General features: G+C 45.4%; 8 protein-coding genes. All 8 read left to right on the top strand.

Annotated features, from left to right (window positions below; all coding sequences use genetic code 11):
- The first annotated feature begins 9 nt into the window (after window positions 1–9).
- Window positions 10–2,385 (top strand): ABC transporter permease, encoded by a 2,376-nt coding sequence (locus NFI81_RS14085; RefSeq protein ID WP_234611816.1) that lies wholly within the window; start codon window positions 10–12, stop codon window positions 2,383–2,385.
- Window positions 2,386–2,413: 28 nt separating this feature from the next.
- Complete coding sequence (locus NFI81_RS14080; RefSeq protein WP_234611817.1) at window positions 2,414–4,846, top strand: ABC transporter permease; 2,433 nt, start codon at window positions 2,414–2,416, stop codon at window positions 4,844–4,846.
- 116 nt (window positions 4,847–4,962) lie between these two features.
- A complete protein-coding gene (locus NFI81_RS14075; protein WP_234611818.1) occupies window positions 4,963–5,379 on the top strand; it encodes a hypothetical protein in 417 nt (138 codons plus the stop codon).
- A gap of 182 nt (window positions 5,380–5,561) precedes the next feature.
- Entirely contained in the window at window positions 5,562–7,943 is a 2,382-nt protein-coding gene (locus tag NFI81_RS14070) for an ABC transporter permease (protein WP_234611819.1), read from the top strand.
- Window positions 7,944–7,979: 36 nt separating this feature from the next.
- Window positions 7,980–10,358 carry an FtsX-like permease family protein gene (locus tag NFI81_RS14065; RefSeq protein WP_234611820.1) on the top strand — a complete coding sequence of 793 codons (2,379 nt, stop codon included), beginning with the start codon at window positions 7,980–7,982 and terminating at the stop codon, window positions 10,356–10,358.
- A gap of 32 nt (window positions 10,359–10,390) precedes the next feature.
- Window positions 10,391–11,893, top strand: a complete 1,503-nt coding sequence (locus NFI81_RS14060) for an ABC transporter permease (protein ID WP_234611821.1) — start codon at window positions 10,391–10,393, stop codon at window positions 11,891–11,893.
- Window positions 11,894–11,905: 12 nt separating this feature from the next.
- The gene (locus NFI81_RS14055) at window positions 11,906–14,326 is read left to right on the top strand and encodes an ABC transporter permease (protein ID WP_234611822.1); all 2,421 of its coding nucleotides are present in this window, start codon (window positions 11,906–11,908) and stop codon (window positions 14,324–14,326) included.
- 11 nt (window positions 14,327–14,337) lie between these two features.
- The gene (locus tag NFI81_RS14050; protein WP_234611823.1) at window positions 14,338–16,755 is read left to right on the top strand and encodes an ABC transporter permease; all 2,418 of its coding nucleotides are present in this window, start codon (window positions 14,338–14,340) and stop codon (window positions 16,753–16,755) included.
- Window positions 16,756–16,847: the final 92 nt, after the last annotated feature.

The following is a 16,847-nucleotide window of genomic DNA, read 5'->3' as shown; positions in this document are numbered from 1 at the left end:
ATTAAGCCTATGCTTCAAAATTATCTCAAAATTGCGCTGAGGAATCTTGCCCGAAACAAGACTTACTCTTTTATAAATATTTTTGGACTGGCTGGCGGAATGGCCGTTTCCGTGCTGATACTCATGTTCGTAATGCATGAGTTTAGTTTTGATAAATTCCATACGAACCATGAGCGCCTTTACCGGATCCTGGCGCGGGTGAAAATGGGCGAAACGGACCTGCAGTTTAACTCATTTTCAACAAAGCTTGGACCCGTTTTAAAGGAGTATAACCCACAGGTAAAAGATTTCGCGCGGGTTAAAACGATTGTCGATAAGGTAGTTATCAAAAATCCGGAAAAGCCTTCGGAGGTGTTTTTTGAGAAAAATGTAATGTTTGCTGATCCCTCTTTCCTCAGCATTTTTACATTTAAACTTAAAGCAGGAAACACCAAAGCAGTATTGGAAAACCCCTTTGACGTGGTTATCTCGGAACGTGCGGCTGAAAAGTATTTTGGTCAAAGCGACCCTCTTGGTAAAACGCTGATATACGAAGGAAAACACCCTTTGCGCATTACAGGTGTCGCCGAAAATCCACCGTCCAACTCCACATTCAATTTTGATTTTATACTCTCATCCTTAACATTTCCCGCCCTGAGCGAAAATAATAAAAATGCTTGGGACAACGCCGGTGCATTCAATCTTTACCTGCTTCTGGATTCAGAAAAGTCGGTGGCGGCCGTAGAGAAAAATATCAAACGGGAGGGCATGCGCACGGGTGCATTCGATAACCAGGCCACTTATATGCTCGAAGGTTTTGCCACCACGCATTTAGGCAATAATTTTAATGATTCGGGTAACTCGAAGCTGATCACCATTTTTGCTGGCGTCGCTTTACTGATTCTGTCGCTGGCGCTTTTCAATTATATGAGCCTCACCACCGCTCGTGCCACATTGCGGGCAAAAGAGGTGGGCGTTCGCAAGGTCATAGGCGCGGGTAGGAGTGGTTTGGTCCGCCAATTTTACGCAGAATCTGTATTGGTATGCGTGCTTGCTTTTGCTCTTGCATTTATTTTTGTATTTCTCTTGCAGCAGCCATTTTACGACCTGCTTAATCTGCAAATTGACACCTCGTTTCTCGTCTCTCCGTCATTTTTAGGCTTTCTGGTTGTCTTGCTGATCCTTTCTGCTCTGATCGCCGGGAGTTATCCAGCATTGATTTTATCCGGATTTGCACCGTTGGATGTCTTAAAAGGAAGATTTGGAGGAAACCACAACGGCGCCACATTACGGAAGTTTTTCATGGTTTTCCAATTCACGGTTTCCATAGCGCTGATCATTTGTAGTCTGATTGTGAAAAACCAGCTGACGTTTATGCAAAATAAAAAGTTGGGGTTATATAAAGATCAGATCCTGAGCATTCCACTTTCAGCAACGGTTGCCAAAAGCTATTTTCCGCTGCGCGACGAGATTAAACAGCAAGTGGGCGTCCAGAACGTAACGGTGACCAATGCTGGACTTTTCAAAGGTTACAATATGTGGTTTATCAAAAATTTTACCACAAAAACCGATGTTGGCCTGGCCAATATGATCACCGACAATCAGTTTATAAAAACCCTGGGCCTGAAATGGAAAACGGAACCTGCGGCTGGCGTTATGAAAAACCGGAATCATGTGCTGTTGAATGAGGCTGCCATTAAGGAACTGGGAATCAAAGGGAATCCCATAGGGCAGTTGCTTGGCGAGAAGGATGAAATTGCGGGCATCGTCCAGGATTTCCATTTCACTTCGCTGCAAAGCGGCATTAAGGCGATGGAATTGATGATTGTGAGCGACACCACCAACATTCTCAACTTTCCCGGATCAAACGGCGTGCTTTACGCCCGCCTGGATCCGAATGCCGACATTCAGGAGAAAGTCGCATTGATCGGCAAAATATTCAAGAAATACGATCACGAGAAGCCATTTGAATATTATTTCCTTGACGAGGCTTTCAATGAAACATTCAAAACGGAGATCCGGATGTCAACCATGTTCTCGGTCTTCACGGGATTAGCGATTTTTATTGCCTGCATGGGCCTTTTTGGCTTAGTTACTTTCACCGCCGAAACCCGCACCAAGGAAATTGGCATTCGTAAAGTGCTCGGTGCATCTGTTTCGGCAATAGTCACATTGCTTTCAAAGGATTTTGTAAAACTTGTGGTCATAGCAATCGTGTTGGCCGTGCCTGTTGCGTATTATTTTATGGACAAATGGTTGCAGGATTTCACTTACAAAATTCAGATGCCCGTCTGGATATTCGTTGCAGCCGGCAGTTTAGCCATTGTTATTGCATTGGTTACCATTAGTTTCCAAAGTATCCGGGCTGCATTGATGAATCCGGTTGAGTCTTTAAAAAACGAATAAGCTGGCCTCAGCCTTAAAACCTGAATTTATGCTGAAAAATCATTTGAAAATCGCGTTGCGTACGGTTTTGCGTTACCGCAACTACACCATCCTGAATGTGATGGGCCTGTCTGTGGGCGTGGCTGCGTGCCTGTTGCTGTATGTGGTCTATTCCTACGAAGCAGGATTTGATAAATTCCACAGCAAATACAACCGCATTTACCGCATTGTAAGGCAAACGGACTATGCGACCGGGCAAACCGACTTTACACCAGGAAACCCGCTTCCTTTTTTCGCAGCATTGAAAGTGGACGTTCCGCAGTTTGAAAAGCTGGTGCCGGTATACGGAACATTGGATCCGCAGGTAACTATCCTTGGAAAAGACGCAAACAATCAGACATCCGCCAAAAAGTTTTATGAAGACAATGAGGGGTTACTCACTGTTCCTGAGTTTTTTGATGTCTTTGACTTCCCATTTCTAGCAGGTTCAAAAACCGTTTTGAAAGACCCCAATGTGATCGTCCTTTCGCAAAGACGGGCGGAAAAATACTTTGGTAAATGGCAGGAAGCTATGGGGCAATTTGTCAAGATCAATAATAAAACGGTGATGAAAGTGGGCGGGATTCTTGCAAATCGGCCTTTAAACACAGATTTCCCGGTCGATATCGTGGTTTCTTATGAGTCAAAAAGGCAGCAGCCGTTATTATTCGGCTTCGGTGGTTTCGAAAGTTGGGGTGGAACGAGCAGCAATGATCAGTTATTTGTGCTTTTACCCGAAAACGTAAAGCCTGCAAGCATTGACAAGCTTCTGGTCAAATTCGTCGCCAAACATTACGACAGCAAAAAAGATAATTTTAAGATCAAACATTTCCTCAGCCCGCTCGCCGATCAGCATTATGACGACCGTTTTCCCAATTATTCCGATCATGTCGTTGCCAGAAACGTGCTTTGGACGCTTGTTGTAATCGGGTTTCTGATCATTTCCATGGCTTGCATTAACTTCATAAACCTCGCAACCGTTCAATCCGCCCGTCGTTCCAAAGAAGTGGGCGTCCGTAAAGTGCTGGGCAGCGGCCGTTCGGAATTGATGCGCCAGTTTCTGAGTGAAACGGTGCTTATTGTGGGGTTTGCAGTTGTTCTGGGGGTTGCCATTGCCATGCTCAGTATGCCGTTACTTGGTAAAATTTCGCGCGTGCCGGCGGATCTGCCCGTTATACAAAATCCCCAACTTTGGCTTTTTGTAGCCGGTTTGGCAATAGCTGTGAGCTTTGTAGCGGGATTTTATCCCGCCGTGGTCATGTCAGGGTTCAGGCCTATCGAAGCGATAAAAAACAAGATCTCAAACCGGTCGCTGGGTGGGGTTTCGTTGCAAAAAACGCTGATTATTGTTCAATTTGGCATTTCTCAAATTCTGGTTGTGGGCACTATCGTAACCATTGCGCAGATGAAATACATTGGTAATCTTGATCTTGGTTTTGTCAAAGAGGGCGTTTATTCGGTGAATTTGGATGAAGCGTATAAAAGCCGTTTTGAAACATTCAGAAATCAACTTTTGCAAAACCCTGACATTGCTTCGGCAAGTTTTTCGTCCGATGTTCCATCATCCGACAACAATTGGTCGGGAAATTTTGCTTTTGATAACAGGGGTAAAGACGAAGATTTTCAATTGTTTACCAAGTTTGCAGACGAACGTTATTTCAAAACCTACGGACTGGAATTCGCAGCCGGCGGGCCATATTTAGCAGGCGATTCCATTGGTTCGTGTGTGGTGAATGAGACATTCCTTCGCAAGGTAGGTGTCAAAAATCCGGAGCAGGCCCTTGGCAAAAACATCAGCATTGGTCGAGGCAAATGGCAGCCTATTGTGGGTGTGGTAAAGGATTTTAAGGCCAATTCCGCCCGGGATGCTGCCAAGCCAATGGTGATTCAACCCAGCGCTGAATTTTACTGGTTCGCAGGAATTAAGATGCAGACTAAAAACGTGTCAAGAGCCGTGGCGGCGATCGAGCAAACCTATGCGCGTGTATTTCCCGAAGTGACCATGCAGGGAAAATTCTTTGATCAGAGCATTGAAGAGTTTTATAACCAGGAACGACAATTGAGCTTGCTATATCAGATTTTTGCCGGACTGTCGATTTTCATCGCTTGCCTGGGACTTTTTGGACTTGCTACATTTATGGCACAGCAGCGCATGAAGGAAATTGGTGTCAGAAAAGTACTCGGCGCGTCTGTTTCCAGTATAGTAGGATTGCTTTCCCGAGATTTCCTCCTGCTCGTTTTTATTGCCATTGTACTCGCGTCTCCCGTGGCCTGGTATTTTATGGATAAATGGCTGCAAGACTTTGAGGATAAGATCAGTATCAGCTGGTGGATGTTCGCAGTAAGCGCATTACTGGCCATTTTGATTGCCTTCGCGACGGTTAGTTTTCAGAGCATTAAAGCCGCATTGATGAACCCTGTCAAGTCACTAAGGAGTGACTAACGTATATCACTTACCGATTAGTAGTTTTAGGAATATTTCCTTTGATAATACAAAGAATATTTTGTAATATTTGTTGAAACATAGTCATATTCAACTACCTCAAAACTACTGTTCACATGCGCCGTACGCTCTATTATTCCCTTGTATTTGCATTGATGCTTTTCGCGCAATCCTGCGTGGATCATGAGCTTCCTGGTACTCCGCCTCAATTGGAAACGCTGGATTTCAGCTCCGGCAACGGCTGGAAGTGCAGTGTCACTTTTAATCTCGACATCAAAGATGTGGGGACTATTCCCGTCAAAGAATATGGAATGGTCTATACCACAACCGGAAAAGGAAATGCGCCCCTGGCCAATCCGGTTATTGAAACTGATTACAAGCAAATTTTCCCGATGCCATTTTTACCAGGGAAAAAAAGCAAGCTGAACGACGTCAGCAACACTTGTGGCCCGTACGTTTATTATCGCGCTTATGCCATTTTGGAAGATAACACGGTTATTTACGGGCAGGAGATCGAATTTAAAGATGAGTAATACACAATCTTAATGTCCAAACTGAAAAATCAGCTGTTCGATTTCGGACAGCTGATTTTTTGTTTTAACATACAATTTATTGATAATGAATGATTTGTAAATGGCTTGGAATTTGGCACATATGTTTTGAAAGTCCGATGAGCGTTGAGCTGGCGCTCCTTAAAAATCTTCGAACCGTCGCCATGTTTAGAAACTACCTCAAAATTGCCCTTCGGAATTTGTGGAAACACAAAGTGTTCTCTTTTATTAATATCATGGGGCTGACCGTCGGAATGTCGGCCTGTTTTCTGATATTTCTTTATGTCAACTTCGAGCTGAGTTATGATGCGTTCAACACCAAGTCGGACCGCATTTACAGGCTGGTAACGGACATTAAGACGCCTTCCGAGACCATTAATGCAGGCATCACGTCCTGGGCTTTTGCCCCAAGCATTAAAAGTGATTTTCCCGAAGTAGAAGCGTTTACGCGCGTGAGCGGCGGAAGTTTCTTGGTAAGAAAAGGGGACATCAAATTCCAGGAAGAGAAAACGGTTTTTGCGGATTCAACCCTATTCCAGGTGTTTGATTTCAAACTCATTAAAGGCGACCCTAAAACCGCTTTAAAGGATCAGTTAAGCATTGTTTTTACGGAAAAAGCGGCAAAAAAGTATTTCGGGGACGCAGATCCTGTCGGGCAAACCTTGCTGCTTTCAGGCGAGGGCTTACCGGCCAAGGTAACGGGCGTGATGAAAGACATTCCTGAAAATTCGCAGATCAAAGGCGATATGTTCGTGTCGATGACCACGATGACGCAGCGGTTCAACAAAGGCCTCGATGATCAATGGGGGAATTTCGGCGCGACAACTTACTTACTTCTCGCTCCCGGAACCACTAAAACAGCGCTTGAAAAGAAATTCCCAGCGTTCCTCGAAAGGCGTGCAGGCAAGACGATGAAAGAATCGCAAATGTATTACACGCTCTTTTTGGAGCCGTTGCGAGATGTTTATCTGAAATCAACACGGGATACGGCGGAGTCCGGCAGCATGAACAATGTGTATGTGTTTTCGGTTGTGGCCATATTTATTTTGCTGATCGCCTGCATTAATTTTGTGAACCTCACCACGGCGCGTTCTGTGGAACGTGCGAAGGAAGTAGGGATACGGAAAGTTGTTGGCGCTCCTAAAATGCTCGTTGCCAGACAGTTTATCAGTGAATCCATTCTCTTGTGTTTAATTGCTTTTGTATTTGCAGTTGTGCTTTCCACCGCATTGATCCCGCTGTTTAATAACCTTTCCGGCAAAGTGATCAGCACCGGGATTTTGGATAATATGCCTTTCGTGGCCGGAATGTTCGTTGCGGCTGTTCTCATTGGCATAGTGGCCGGAATTTATCCTGCGCTGGTGCTATCGTCATTTGAACCCGTAGTGGTTTTAAAAGGCCGTTTTACCACGAGTGTAAAAGGTATTTTATTAAGAAAATCATTGGTAACCATTCAATTCGCGATATCCATTGCATTGATCATTGCTACGATCGTGGTTTACATTCAAATGGATTTTATGCGCAACCGCGATCTTGGTTTTAGCAAGGACCAGATGATGATCGTAAACTCGCAGGGCGATCCCAAGAAAGATGCATTCAAGCAATCACTGGCGGATTTAACGGGTGTGAAATCGACTGCGGCGTCGTCCAGCGTGCCGGGCAGCGGCAATCCGGGCGCATATTCAGAAATTGAGAATAAGAGCGGCGATTTACAGATCGCAAACCTGGATCTGTACTTTGTTGACTTTGACTATATTCCACAATTTGGCCTGAAAATGGCTGCCGGACGTCCGTTTTCAAGGGATTTTGGAACAGACACAACACAGGCGATGGTAATGAACGAGGCGGCTGTGAAGCTCTTTGGTTACAGTTCGCCCGAGGAGGCTATCGGTCGCAGGTTTAAGCAATGGGGCCGCGAGGGCAAGATTGTGGGTGTTGTCAAAGATTTTCACTTCCGGTCGTTGCAGGAAACAATCAAGCCGCTGACAATGCGCATTGAGCCACGCGGCAGCGAGCTGGTTTCCATCAAAATTGACGGCGGCAACATTAAAGAAACCGTCGCGGCTGTGGAGCAAAAATGGAAGACTATCATGCCAAACCGGCCATTCAGTTACTATTTTATGGACGAGTTTTTTGACCGACAATACAGAAGCGAAGAACGTTTTGAGAAGCTTTTCTTCAATTTTGCTATCCTGGCGATCTTCATTTCCTGCCTCGGATTACTCGGCCTGGCTTCATACAGCACCATGCAGCGCACAAAGGAAATTGGCGTGCGGAAAGTCATGGGCGCATCTACGGGCAGCATTGTGGGACTGTTGTCAAAGGATTTTCTGAAATTGGTGCTCATTGCATTTGTAATAGCCTCACCGATAGCCTACTACGGAATGTATCGCTGGCTGGAAAACTTTGCTTATAAAACAGACATTTACTGGTGGATCTTCGCGATAGCCGCATTTTTATCCACCGCCATTGCTTTTGCGACCGTTAGTTTTCAGAGTATCAGGGCAGCGCTGATGAATCCAGTGAAGAGTCTCAGGAGTGAGTAGTCAATTTTGAATGAGTGAATGACTGAATGACTGAATATGCTGCAAAATTATTTTAGGATTGCCTGGCGGAATTTGGTGAAGAATAAGGTTTACTCGGCCATCAATATGACCGGTTTGGGCATTGGTATGGCTGGGGCGATCATTATTTTTCAGCTGGTTTCTTATCATTTGGGGGTTGACCGGCACCATGCCAATGCCGATAAGATTTTCCGGATGGTGGTAGACCTGCATTTGGAAGATGGTTCTGTCGAGCACGAGCGCGGCTCTGCTTTTCCGTTGCATACGACGCTCAGGAAAGAGTTTGCCAATGTGATGTATGCGGCTTATCTGGCGGACCGTGAGTTGACGGTCAGCATTGAACAGCCGGGTAATTCCAAAAGGTTTTTTGAAAAGTCATCAGCGGCCTTCACAGACTCTGAATTCTTTAAAATATTTGATTATCAATTTATTGCGGGCAATGCGGCTGTTCTGAATGTTCCCAATCAGGTCGTTATCACGGAGCGTTATGCGCAGAAATATTTTGGAAGATCCAATCCAATAGGCCGCTTGATCCGGCTTAATAATGCTGAGAATGTGACGGTTGCCGGTGTGATAAGGGACCTTTCCGAACAAACCGACTTCAAAAAGGACGTTTTCGTATCGCTTCCGACCTTGGAAAAGCTGGTTCCGGAATACGGTTATGATGACTGGGGGTGGATCGACAGCAACCGGGAAACATTCGTAAGCCTGCGTTCCGCGGAGGATCAGGTGGCTTTGGAAAAACAATTGATCGGATTTGCGAAGAAGATCCACAGTGCCGACAGCAACGTGTTCCATTATCATTTGCAGCCGCTTTCGGACGTCCATTTCAACATGAATTATGGCGGTAAGATCAAATATTACACCATTGTGATGCTGGCAACGGTTGGTTTGCTGCTGATACTCATTGCCTGTTTCAATTTCATCAACATTTCAACGGCGCAGTCCTTCAAGAGAAGCAAGGAAGTCGGGATCAGGAAAGTGCTTGGAGTTTCCCAGTTGCAGGTTTTCTGGCTTTTCATTCACGAAGCGGCTTTATTCAGCATCATATCATTCGTTTTTTCTATTATTCTTTCCAAATTATTGATTCCAATGATCAGCAACTGGCTGGAAATCAACTTGGAAATAAATCTTTTGGCTGATTTCAGTTTGCTTGCATTCAGTGTTTTACTCTTGTTTTTCGTTGTTTGCGTTGCGGGGATTTATCCTGCTTTGGTCATTTCCAATTTAAATCCAGTCCGGGCGATCAAAGGATTAGCAGCAGCAAATGAACGAGGTTCATTTTCGGTCAGAAAAGGGCTTGTAGTCACACAATTCAGTATTTCGTTTGTTCTGATTGCTGTTTCAATGGTGATCATTTTGCAATCGAGATATTTGAAAAACAAAGATTTAGGTTTAAACAAAGATCTCATTCTGCACGTAGGATTGCCGGACACGCAAACCGCGAAAATTGCAGCACTTAGCAATGAAATTCGGAGAATCAAAGAAGTTTCCAGCATTTCATTTTTCCGAAACCCACCTTCTTCACAAGCCGGAAATGGCGGCAGCATTAAATTTGAAAACCGAGATTGGGAAAAATTTGTGGCCAGGTCCAGAGTGGCGGACAATCATTATGTGTCCACTTACGGATTAAAACTCATCGCCGGGCGCAATCCTGTTCAGTCGGATACACTCAGCGAACTGCTGGTAAACAGCAAACTGGTTAAGGCATTGGGCTTAGAATCACCCGATGAAGCGCTGAATAAGCGTTTGCTGGTGGGTGATATGGATAACAAAACCGGCGTTATCGTGGGTGTGCTGTCCGACTTCAATAATGCAGACCTTTACTCCAGCATTGAGCCAACGGTCATTTATGCTTCCAAAAGACATTACCGCACGGCCGGTATCAAATTGCAAAACCTCAGCGCTTCTGCGATTTCGGACATTATGAAAGTGTGGCAGAAACAGTTTCCCGAGAATGTATTCCAATATAGTTTCTACGATGAAGAAATCGCAGGGTTTTACAAAAGGGAAGCGCTGGCCTCCAATCTGACGACCACGTTTGCACTTTTATCCGTGTTTCTGTCCTGCCTGGGACTTTTTGGATTGGCATTATTTTCCATTGAGCAGCGCACCAAAGAAATCGGCATTCGCAAAGTTCTGGGCGCGTCTGTCGCGAGCATAACCACATTGTTGTCAACAGATTTTCTGCGGCTTGTGGTCATAGCGATTGTCATTGCCAGCCCGGTTTCCTATTATTTTATGAACAAATGGTTGCAGGATTTTGCATACCGAATTGACATTGAATGGTGGATTTTTGCCATTTCCGCAGTGCTGGCAGTGCTTATTGCCTTTCTGACGGTTGGTTACCAATCCGTTAAGGCCGCGCTTGCGAATCCTGTGAAAACGCTGAGATAAAAAGAAAGTGATTATCAATAAACAGGCCTGCCATGATCAAGAATTATTTGAAAATCGCCTGGCGAAACCTTTTGAAGGAGCGCCAGTTTACAATGCTCAACCTGATCGGGCTTTCCACAGGATTGGCCTGCACATTGCTGATCTATCTTTGGGTGAATGACGAACTCCACGTCGACAGATACAACGAAAAGGACGACCGGTTGTATCAGGTCATGGCAAATCACAAAAGCGAGGACGGCATCAAAACGATCCACCACACAGCCGGCCCGCTTGCCACATCATTAGCCACTGAATTTCCCGAGGTCGAAAATGCGGTGACGGTCCTTCCAGCGTCCTGGTTTTCAGACAAAGGAACTGCCACTTTTAAAGATATGCACCTGAAAGCCGGCGGGCAGTTTGTAGGAAAAGATTATTTCAATGTCTTCACTTGCCCTGTTATCGACGGCGATCCTCAAAGTCTTTTCAGGGACAACCAAACTATTGGGATTTCAAACGCGCTGGCGCTGAAACTGTTTCATACTGCGGACAACATTATCGGTAAAAGCATCCAATGGGAGCATGGCGAATTTGGAGGCATATATAACATCGGCCTGGTTTTCAAGGAAAATCCCGCCAACGCCACAGAACACTTTGACCTCCTGTTCAACTTCGATCTGTATGTAGCCAAGCGGGAAAGTATGAAATCCTGGTCAAACAGCGATCCAAGCACATATGTGATTTTGAAGCAAGGAGCAGACAATGAGCAGTTTAATGCCAAGATCAAAAAGTTTCTCGCTACCAAAGACAAAAGCATTGACATTACTTTGCTAGCCGTCAAATTCTCGGACAAATATTTGCATGGCCATTTTGAAAACGGCGTTCAGGCGGGCGGACGGATTACCTATGTGCGGCTTTTCTCCATCATTGCGTTGTTTATCCTTGTAATCGCGTGCATTAACTTTATGAATTTGTCCACCGCCAAAGCGTCGGGCCGGATGAAAGAAGTGGGGATTAAAAAGGCAATTGGCACCATGCGGAGGTCGTTGGCTGGTGCCGAAACGCAGACCATTGCCCGGATCAACCAGACATTTACCGATTTCTACAAGGGAAATGTGTTTGAATATCAGTTTCTGGATGAAAATTACAATGCATTATATGCTTCTGAGCAGCGTATAGGTATTTTGTCTCAATATTTCGCGGGACTTGCTATCCTGATCTCCTGCCTCGGATTGTTCGGGCTTGCGGCTTTTACGGCGCAACGCCGCCAGAAGGAAATTGGCATCCGAAAAGTCGTTGGAGCGACCGTGCAAGACGTTACGATGCTGCTTTCCGTGGATTTCCTCAAACTCGTCGTGATCGCAATGATCATTGCTTTTCCGTTGATAGGATGGGCCATGAACCGCTGGTTGCAGGAGTTTGCTTATCATGCCGAGATCGGCTTTAATGTATTTCTTATTTCTGCGGCATCGATTTGTGTATTGGCTTTGATCACAGTTGGTTATCAAGCCATTAAGGCGGCGCTAATGGATCCGGTGAAGAGTTTGAAAAGCGAGTAAAACAACAACCTTATGATACGAAATTATTTGAAAATTGGCTGGCGAAGCCTGTTGAAAAACAAGGTTTATAGTGCGATCAATGTGTTCGGGCTGGCCATCGGCATTACCACTTGCACACTCATCACTTTGTATGTGATGGACGAGATCAGCTACGACAAGCATCACGTGGATGGCGAACGGATCTTCCGGGTGGCGTCGGATGTGCAGGGCGACAAGTGGGTTGCGGCGCCCGGGCCACTGGCAGCTGGATTGAAGCGCGATTTTCCTGAAGTGGAACAGGTTACCCGGCTGCTCAGGATGCCGGGCATTGACAAATTTCTCTTAAAAAACGCAACGGGCGAAAAGCAATTCTACGAAACGAATGGCTATTACGTCGATTCAACATTCTTCCAGATTTTCACTTATGATTTCAAATACGGCGATCAGAAGACTGCTTTAAATCAGCCTAACTCAATCGTTATTACAGAGGAAATTGCCGGCAAAATGTTTGGTAATGCTAATCCCGTCGATAAAATCATTAACGTAAATCTGCCCTTTGCGGTCACTGCGTATACGGTAAAAGGTGTGCTCCGGAATAATGGTCATAAATCGCACATTCCCGCAAACCTCCTGCTCTCCATGAACAACAGCGATGTGGGCCAATGGGCAAAAGGACAAACTGACTGGGCTTCAAACAATATTTTTCACACTTATTTTAAACTGAAAAACGAAGAGCAGGCGGCTGCACTCGAAGGAAAACTGGGTGCGTTTCTGAAACGGAATGGCGCGGCGGATTTCAAGGTGATGCAGATTTCCAAAAAGCTGTTTATCCAGCCATTGAAGGACATTTATCTTTATTCAAATTTCGATTTTGAAATTGCGCCGAATGGAAATGTCAAACATCTGTACATTTTTGGCTCCGTGGCCGCGTTTCTGTTGCTGATCGCCTGCATTAACTTCATGAACCTGAGCACGGCGAGAAGTGAAAAGCGTGCCAAGGAAGTGGGAATTAAAAAGGTGGTGGGCGCGGCAAGAAGTGCGTTGGTAGGGCAGTTTTTGTGGGAATCACTGCTTCTGAGCATGTTGGCGCTTTTAATCTCGCTGCCGTTCCTCGAATTGCTTTTGCCATTATTTAATCAGCTGACCAATAAGACATTAACCCTGCTGCAACATCCCGAAATCTACGGCTATTTATTTGCTTTGACCATTATAACCGGTTTGCTGGCAGGTTTTTACCCAGCTTTCTATCTCTCTTCTTTTTCTCCGATCGCGACATTAAAAGGGAGGTTCAGAAACAATGTTCCGGCCATTTTTGTACGCAAAGGACTTGTTGTTTTTCAATTCACCGTTTCAATTGTGCTGATCCTTGGTGCGATTCTGATCAGTCAGCAGATGGATTATCTGCGTAACCAGAACCTGGGTTTCAGCGAAAACCAGAAGTTGATTCTGCCTTTGCAAACAACGGAAGCCGGTCAAAATTACCGGACTTTTAAAAACGAGATTGCTAACATTCCGCAGGTAAAGTCTTCCGCCGTCGGCTCCACTTATCCGGGCATCGAGAATGTCCTGGATATGCTTTTTTACGCCGAAGGCAAAACTATGAAGGAAAATGTAGATGTGAGTTTCGCGAATATTGACAATGATTATATCAAAACATTGGGCATTCAAATGGTGCAAGGCAGAGGGTTTTCAAAGGGATTTACGGCAGATTCCAATGCGTTGGTTTTGAATGAAGTCGCGATCAAAAAGCTCGGTTACAACATTAATAATGCAGTAGGGAAGAAGATATATTCCGATTTTCACGACCGGAAAATAGTGATGACCATTATCGGTGTGGTTAAGGATTACCATTTTGAGTCTTTGCAGCAGGAGATCAAGCCGCTTGCATTGACGGTTTCTCCATTTTTCAGCTCCACAAATACTTACATGATCGTGGATGTGCAGGGCAGCAACTATGGCGCATTAATTGGGAAAATAGGGGATGCCTGGAAAAAAGTGAATCCTGGTTCGCCATTTGAATATTCCTTCCTGGATAATGATTTTCAGAAAAACTACGAAAAGGAAGAACGGACATCCAGGCTGATCCAATATTTTTCGCTCATCGGCATCGTCATTGCCTGCCTCGGATTATTCGGTTTGGCCACCTTCACCGCTGAGCAGCGCACCAAGGAAATTGGAATCCGGAAAGTTCTGGGCGCTTCCGTTTTGGGCATTACTACATTGCTTTCCGGAGATTTCTTGAAACTGGTTTTCATTTCCATTTTAATCGCGACACCCATTTCCTGGTGGGCCATGAATAAATGGCTGGAAAATTTCGCCTTCAAAACCACTGTTTCGTGGCAAATCTTCGTGGTAGCAGGCATAGCGGCAATATTGGTTGCATTTATCACCATTAGTTTCCAAAGCATCAAGGCCGCGTTGGCGAACCCGGTAAAAACTTTGAAGAGCGAATAAAAATAATAGCCATGTTTAAAAACTATCTCAAAATCGCATTCAGGAACCTCCTGAAAAGCAAAGGTTACTCGGCCATTAACATTGGAGGTTTGGCCATAGGAATGGCAGTTTCTATGCTCGCCGGGCTTTGGATCTATGATGAGCTATCATTCAATAAAAACCATAAAAACTACGATCGCATCGGGATGGTCGTTGTGGATCAGGTATTTGGAGGTGAATTGCAAACGTCAAAATCGGTTCCTTACCCGTCCGTCCGGGAGCTCAAAACAAATTATAGTGAAAGTTTCAGTCGCATCGTGCCATCCACACACGCCAGCGAGAGCATTCTGACTGTCGGTGAGAAGAAGCTGAACAGAAAAGGGCAGTTCATTGCGGCGGAAGGCCCGGAAATGCTGTCGCTGGAAATGCTGCGCGGATCGTGGGCCAGCTTACAGGATCAGCAGTCGGTAATGTTGTCTACCTCGGCAGCGAAAGCGCTTTTTGGGAAGCGTGATCCCATGAACCAGCTGGTTACCGTTAATGCAGATCTGCCCTTGAAAGTTTCGGGCGTCTATGCCGATTTCCCGAAAAACTCGCAGTTTTACGATATCCAGTTCTTTGGCAGCTGGGATTATTTTGTTGCTAAAAATGCTTACATGCGTGAAAAGCAATGGGATAACCATGCATTGACGATCTATGTGGAGCTTAAACCCGGGACAGACTTTGCAAAAGCTTCGGCGGCGATCAAAGATTCGGAATTGAATGTGATCCGGCACCTGGACAATATGAAGAACGAGGCCGCAACAAATCCGCAAATGTGGGTGCACCCCATGAGCGACTGGCATCTTTATTCCAATTTCAGACAGGGTCAAGTGGATTCCGGTCCGGCTCAATATGTTTGGCTGGTGGGAATAATCGGCTTTTTTGTGCTGTTGCTGGCTTGCATTAACTTCATGAACCTGAGCACGGCCCGGTCTGAAAAGCGGGCGAAGGAAGTGGGCATCCGTAAGGCAATCGGTTCGTTGCGCTGGCAACTGATCGGGCAGTTCTTTACCGAATCATTTCTCATCGTATTGCTTTCGTTTGCCATTGCCATGGTCGCATTGGATTTGTCGTTGCCGTGGTTTAATGACCTGTCTGACAAGGAAATGAGCGTGCCATCCACGAATCGATACTTCTGGCTGACCAGCATTGCGTTCATTCTCATTACAGGGATTTTGTCGGGAAGTTATCCTGCGTTATATCTCACCTCTTTTCAACCCGTAAAAGTTTTGAAAGGGAACATTGTACATGTTGGCCGTTTTGCTTCTATACCACGTAAAATCTTGGTTGTTATGCAGTTCACGGTTTCAATTGCACTTGTGATCTGCACGATTATCATTTATAGTCAGGTGAATTTTGCCAAAAACCGTCCGGTCGGTTATTCGCGTGACGGTTTGTTAATGGTGGAAATGAAGTCGGATGATTTTTATAAAAAGTCAGAGCTGATCAGTGCTGAGTTGAAGCGAACGGGCGTCGTGGAGGATGTTGCTTTGTCGCAAAGCCCTGTTACGGATGTTTGGTCGCAGAACGGCGGTTTCAGCTGGAAAGGGATGACCATGGAAAATCCGCCTGGTTTCAGCACATTAACTGTTTCGCCGGAATATGCAAACGTGGTGAAATGGAAGTTTGTTGCGGGTCGGAATTTCTCCAAAAATCTCGCTTCTGATTCTGCCGGATTCGTCATTAATGAAACAGCAGCAAAATTACTCGGTTTCAAACAGCCTGTGGGTGAGACGGTAAGCTGGCAAAGTCACTGGATGACGAATGATGTCAAAAAGGATTTCAGGATCCTGGGCGTGGTGGAAGATATGGTAATGGAATCTCCTTTCCAAAAAGTGGCGCCGAGCGTTTTTTTCCTGTTCGGTGAGCCCAACTGGATCAATATCAGGCTCAACAATCAGGTTAATGCCAGCGCTGCATTGCCTAAAATTGAGTCGGTGTTTCGACAACTCACGCCAACTGTCCCTTTTGAATACAAATTCGCAGACCAGGAATATGATGCGAAATTCCGTGCCGAAGAACGGATGGGTAAGCTGGCCGGTTTCTTTGCCTCGCTGGCAATATTTATTTCCTGCCTCGGACTTTTCGGGCTGGCGTCATTTGTAGCCGAGCAACGCACGAAGGAGATTGGAATCCGAAAAGTTTTGGGCGCTTCCGTCCGGAATCTCTGGCAAATGCTGTCCCAGGATTTCATCCTGCTCGTGATCATTGCGGCGATCATTGCAACGCCAATCGCTTGGTACGCCATGCAGGAATGGCTGGTGAAATATGCTTACCGGACCGAAATGTCCTGGTGGATCTTTGCCGGAACAGGCATAGGTGCATTGATAATCACACTGTTAACCGTGAGTTATCAGGCCATTCGCGCTGCATTGCTTGATCCTGTAAAAACGTTAAAAAGCGAATAGGAGGGGGAACACCGTTTAATAATATTGAAATAATTTATGGGTAGAAAGTATTTGTATAAAGGTCTTTATCTTGCAGGGTAATCCTTCATTTA

Source organism: Dyadobacter fanqingshengii, from assembly GCF_023822005.2.
Taxonomy (GTDB): Bacteria; Bacteroidota; Bacteroidia; order Cytophagales; family Spirosomataceae; genus Dyadobacter; species Dyadobacter fanqingshengii.
The sequence above is the reverse complement of the archived record's forward strand: the minus strand, read 5'-3'. Positions and strand labels throughout refer to the sequence as shown.

Excerpts from the sequence above, each read along its gene's own strand:
- NFI81_RS14085 (WP_234611816.1), top strand. The coding sequence starts at position 10 with ATGCTTCAAAATTATCTCAAAATTGCGCTGAGGAATCTTGCCCGAAAC.
- NFI81_RS14080 (WP_234611817.1), top strand. The coding sequence starts at position 2,414 with ATGCTGAAAAATCATTTGAAAATCGCGTTGCGTACGGTTTTGCGTTAC.
- NFI81_RS14075 (WP_234611818.1), top strand. The coding sequence starts at position 4,963 with ATGCGCCGTACGCTCTATTATTCCCTTGTATTTGCATTGATGCTTTTC.
- NFI81_RS14070 (WP_234611819.1), top strand. The coding sequence starts at position 5,562 with ATGTTTAGAAACTACCTCAAAATTGCCCTTCGGAATTTGTGGAAACAC.
- NFI81_RS14065 (WP_234611820.1), top strand. The coding sequence starts at position 7,980 with ATGCTGCAAAATTATTTTAGGATTGCCTGGCGGAATTTGGTGAAGAAT.
- NFI81_RS14060 (WP_234611821.1), top strand. The coding sequence starts at position 10,391 with ATGATCAAGAATTATTTGAAAATCGCCTGGCGAAACCTTTTGAAGGAG.
- NFI81_RS14055 (WP_234611822.1), top strand. The coding sequence starts at position 11,906 with ATGATACGAAATTATTTGAAAATTGGCTGGCGAAGCCTGTTGAAAAAC.
- NFI81_RS14050 (WP_234611823.1), top strand. The coding sequence starts at position 14,338 with ATGTTTAAAAACTATCTCAAAATCGCATTCAGGAACCTCCTGAAAAGC.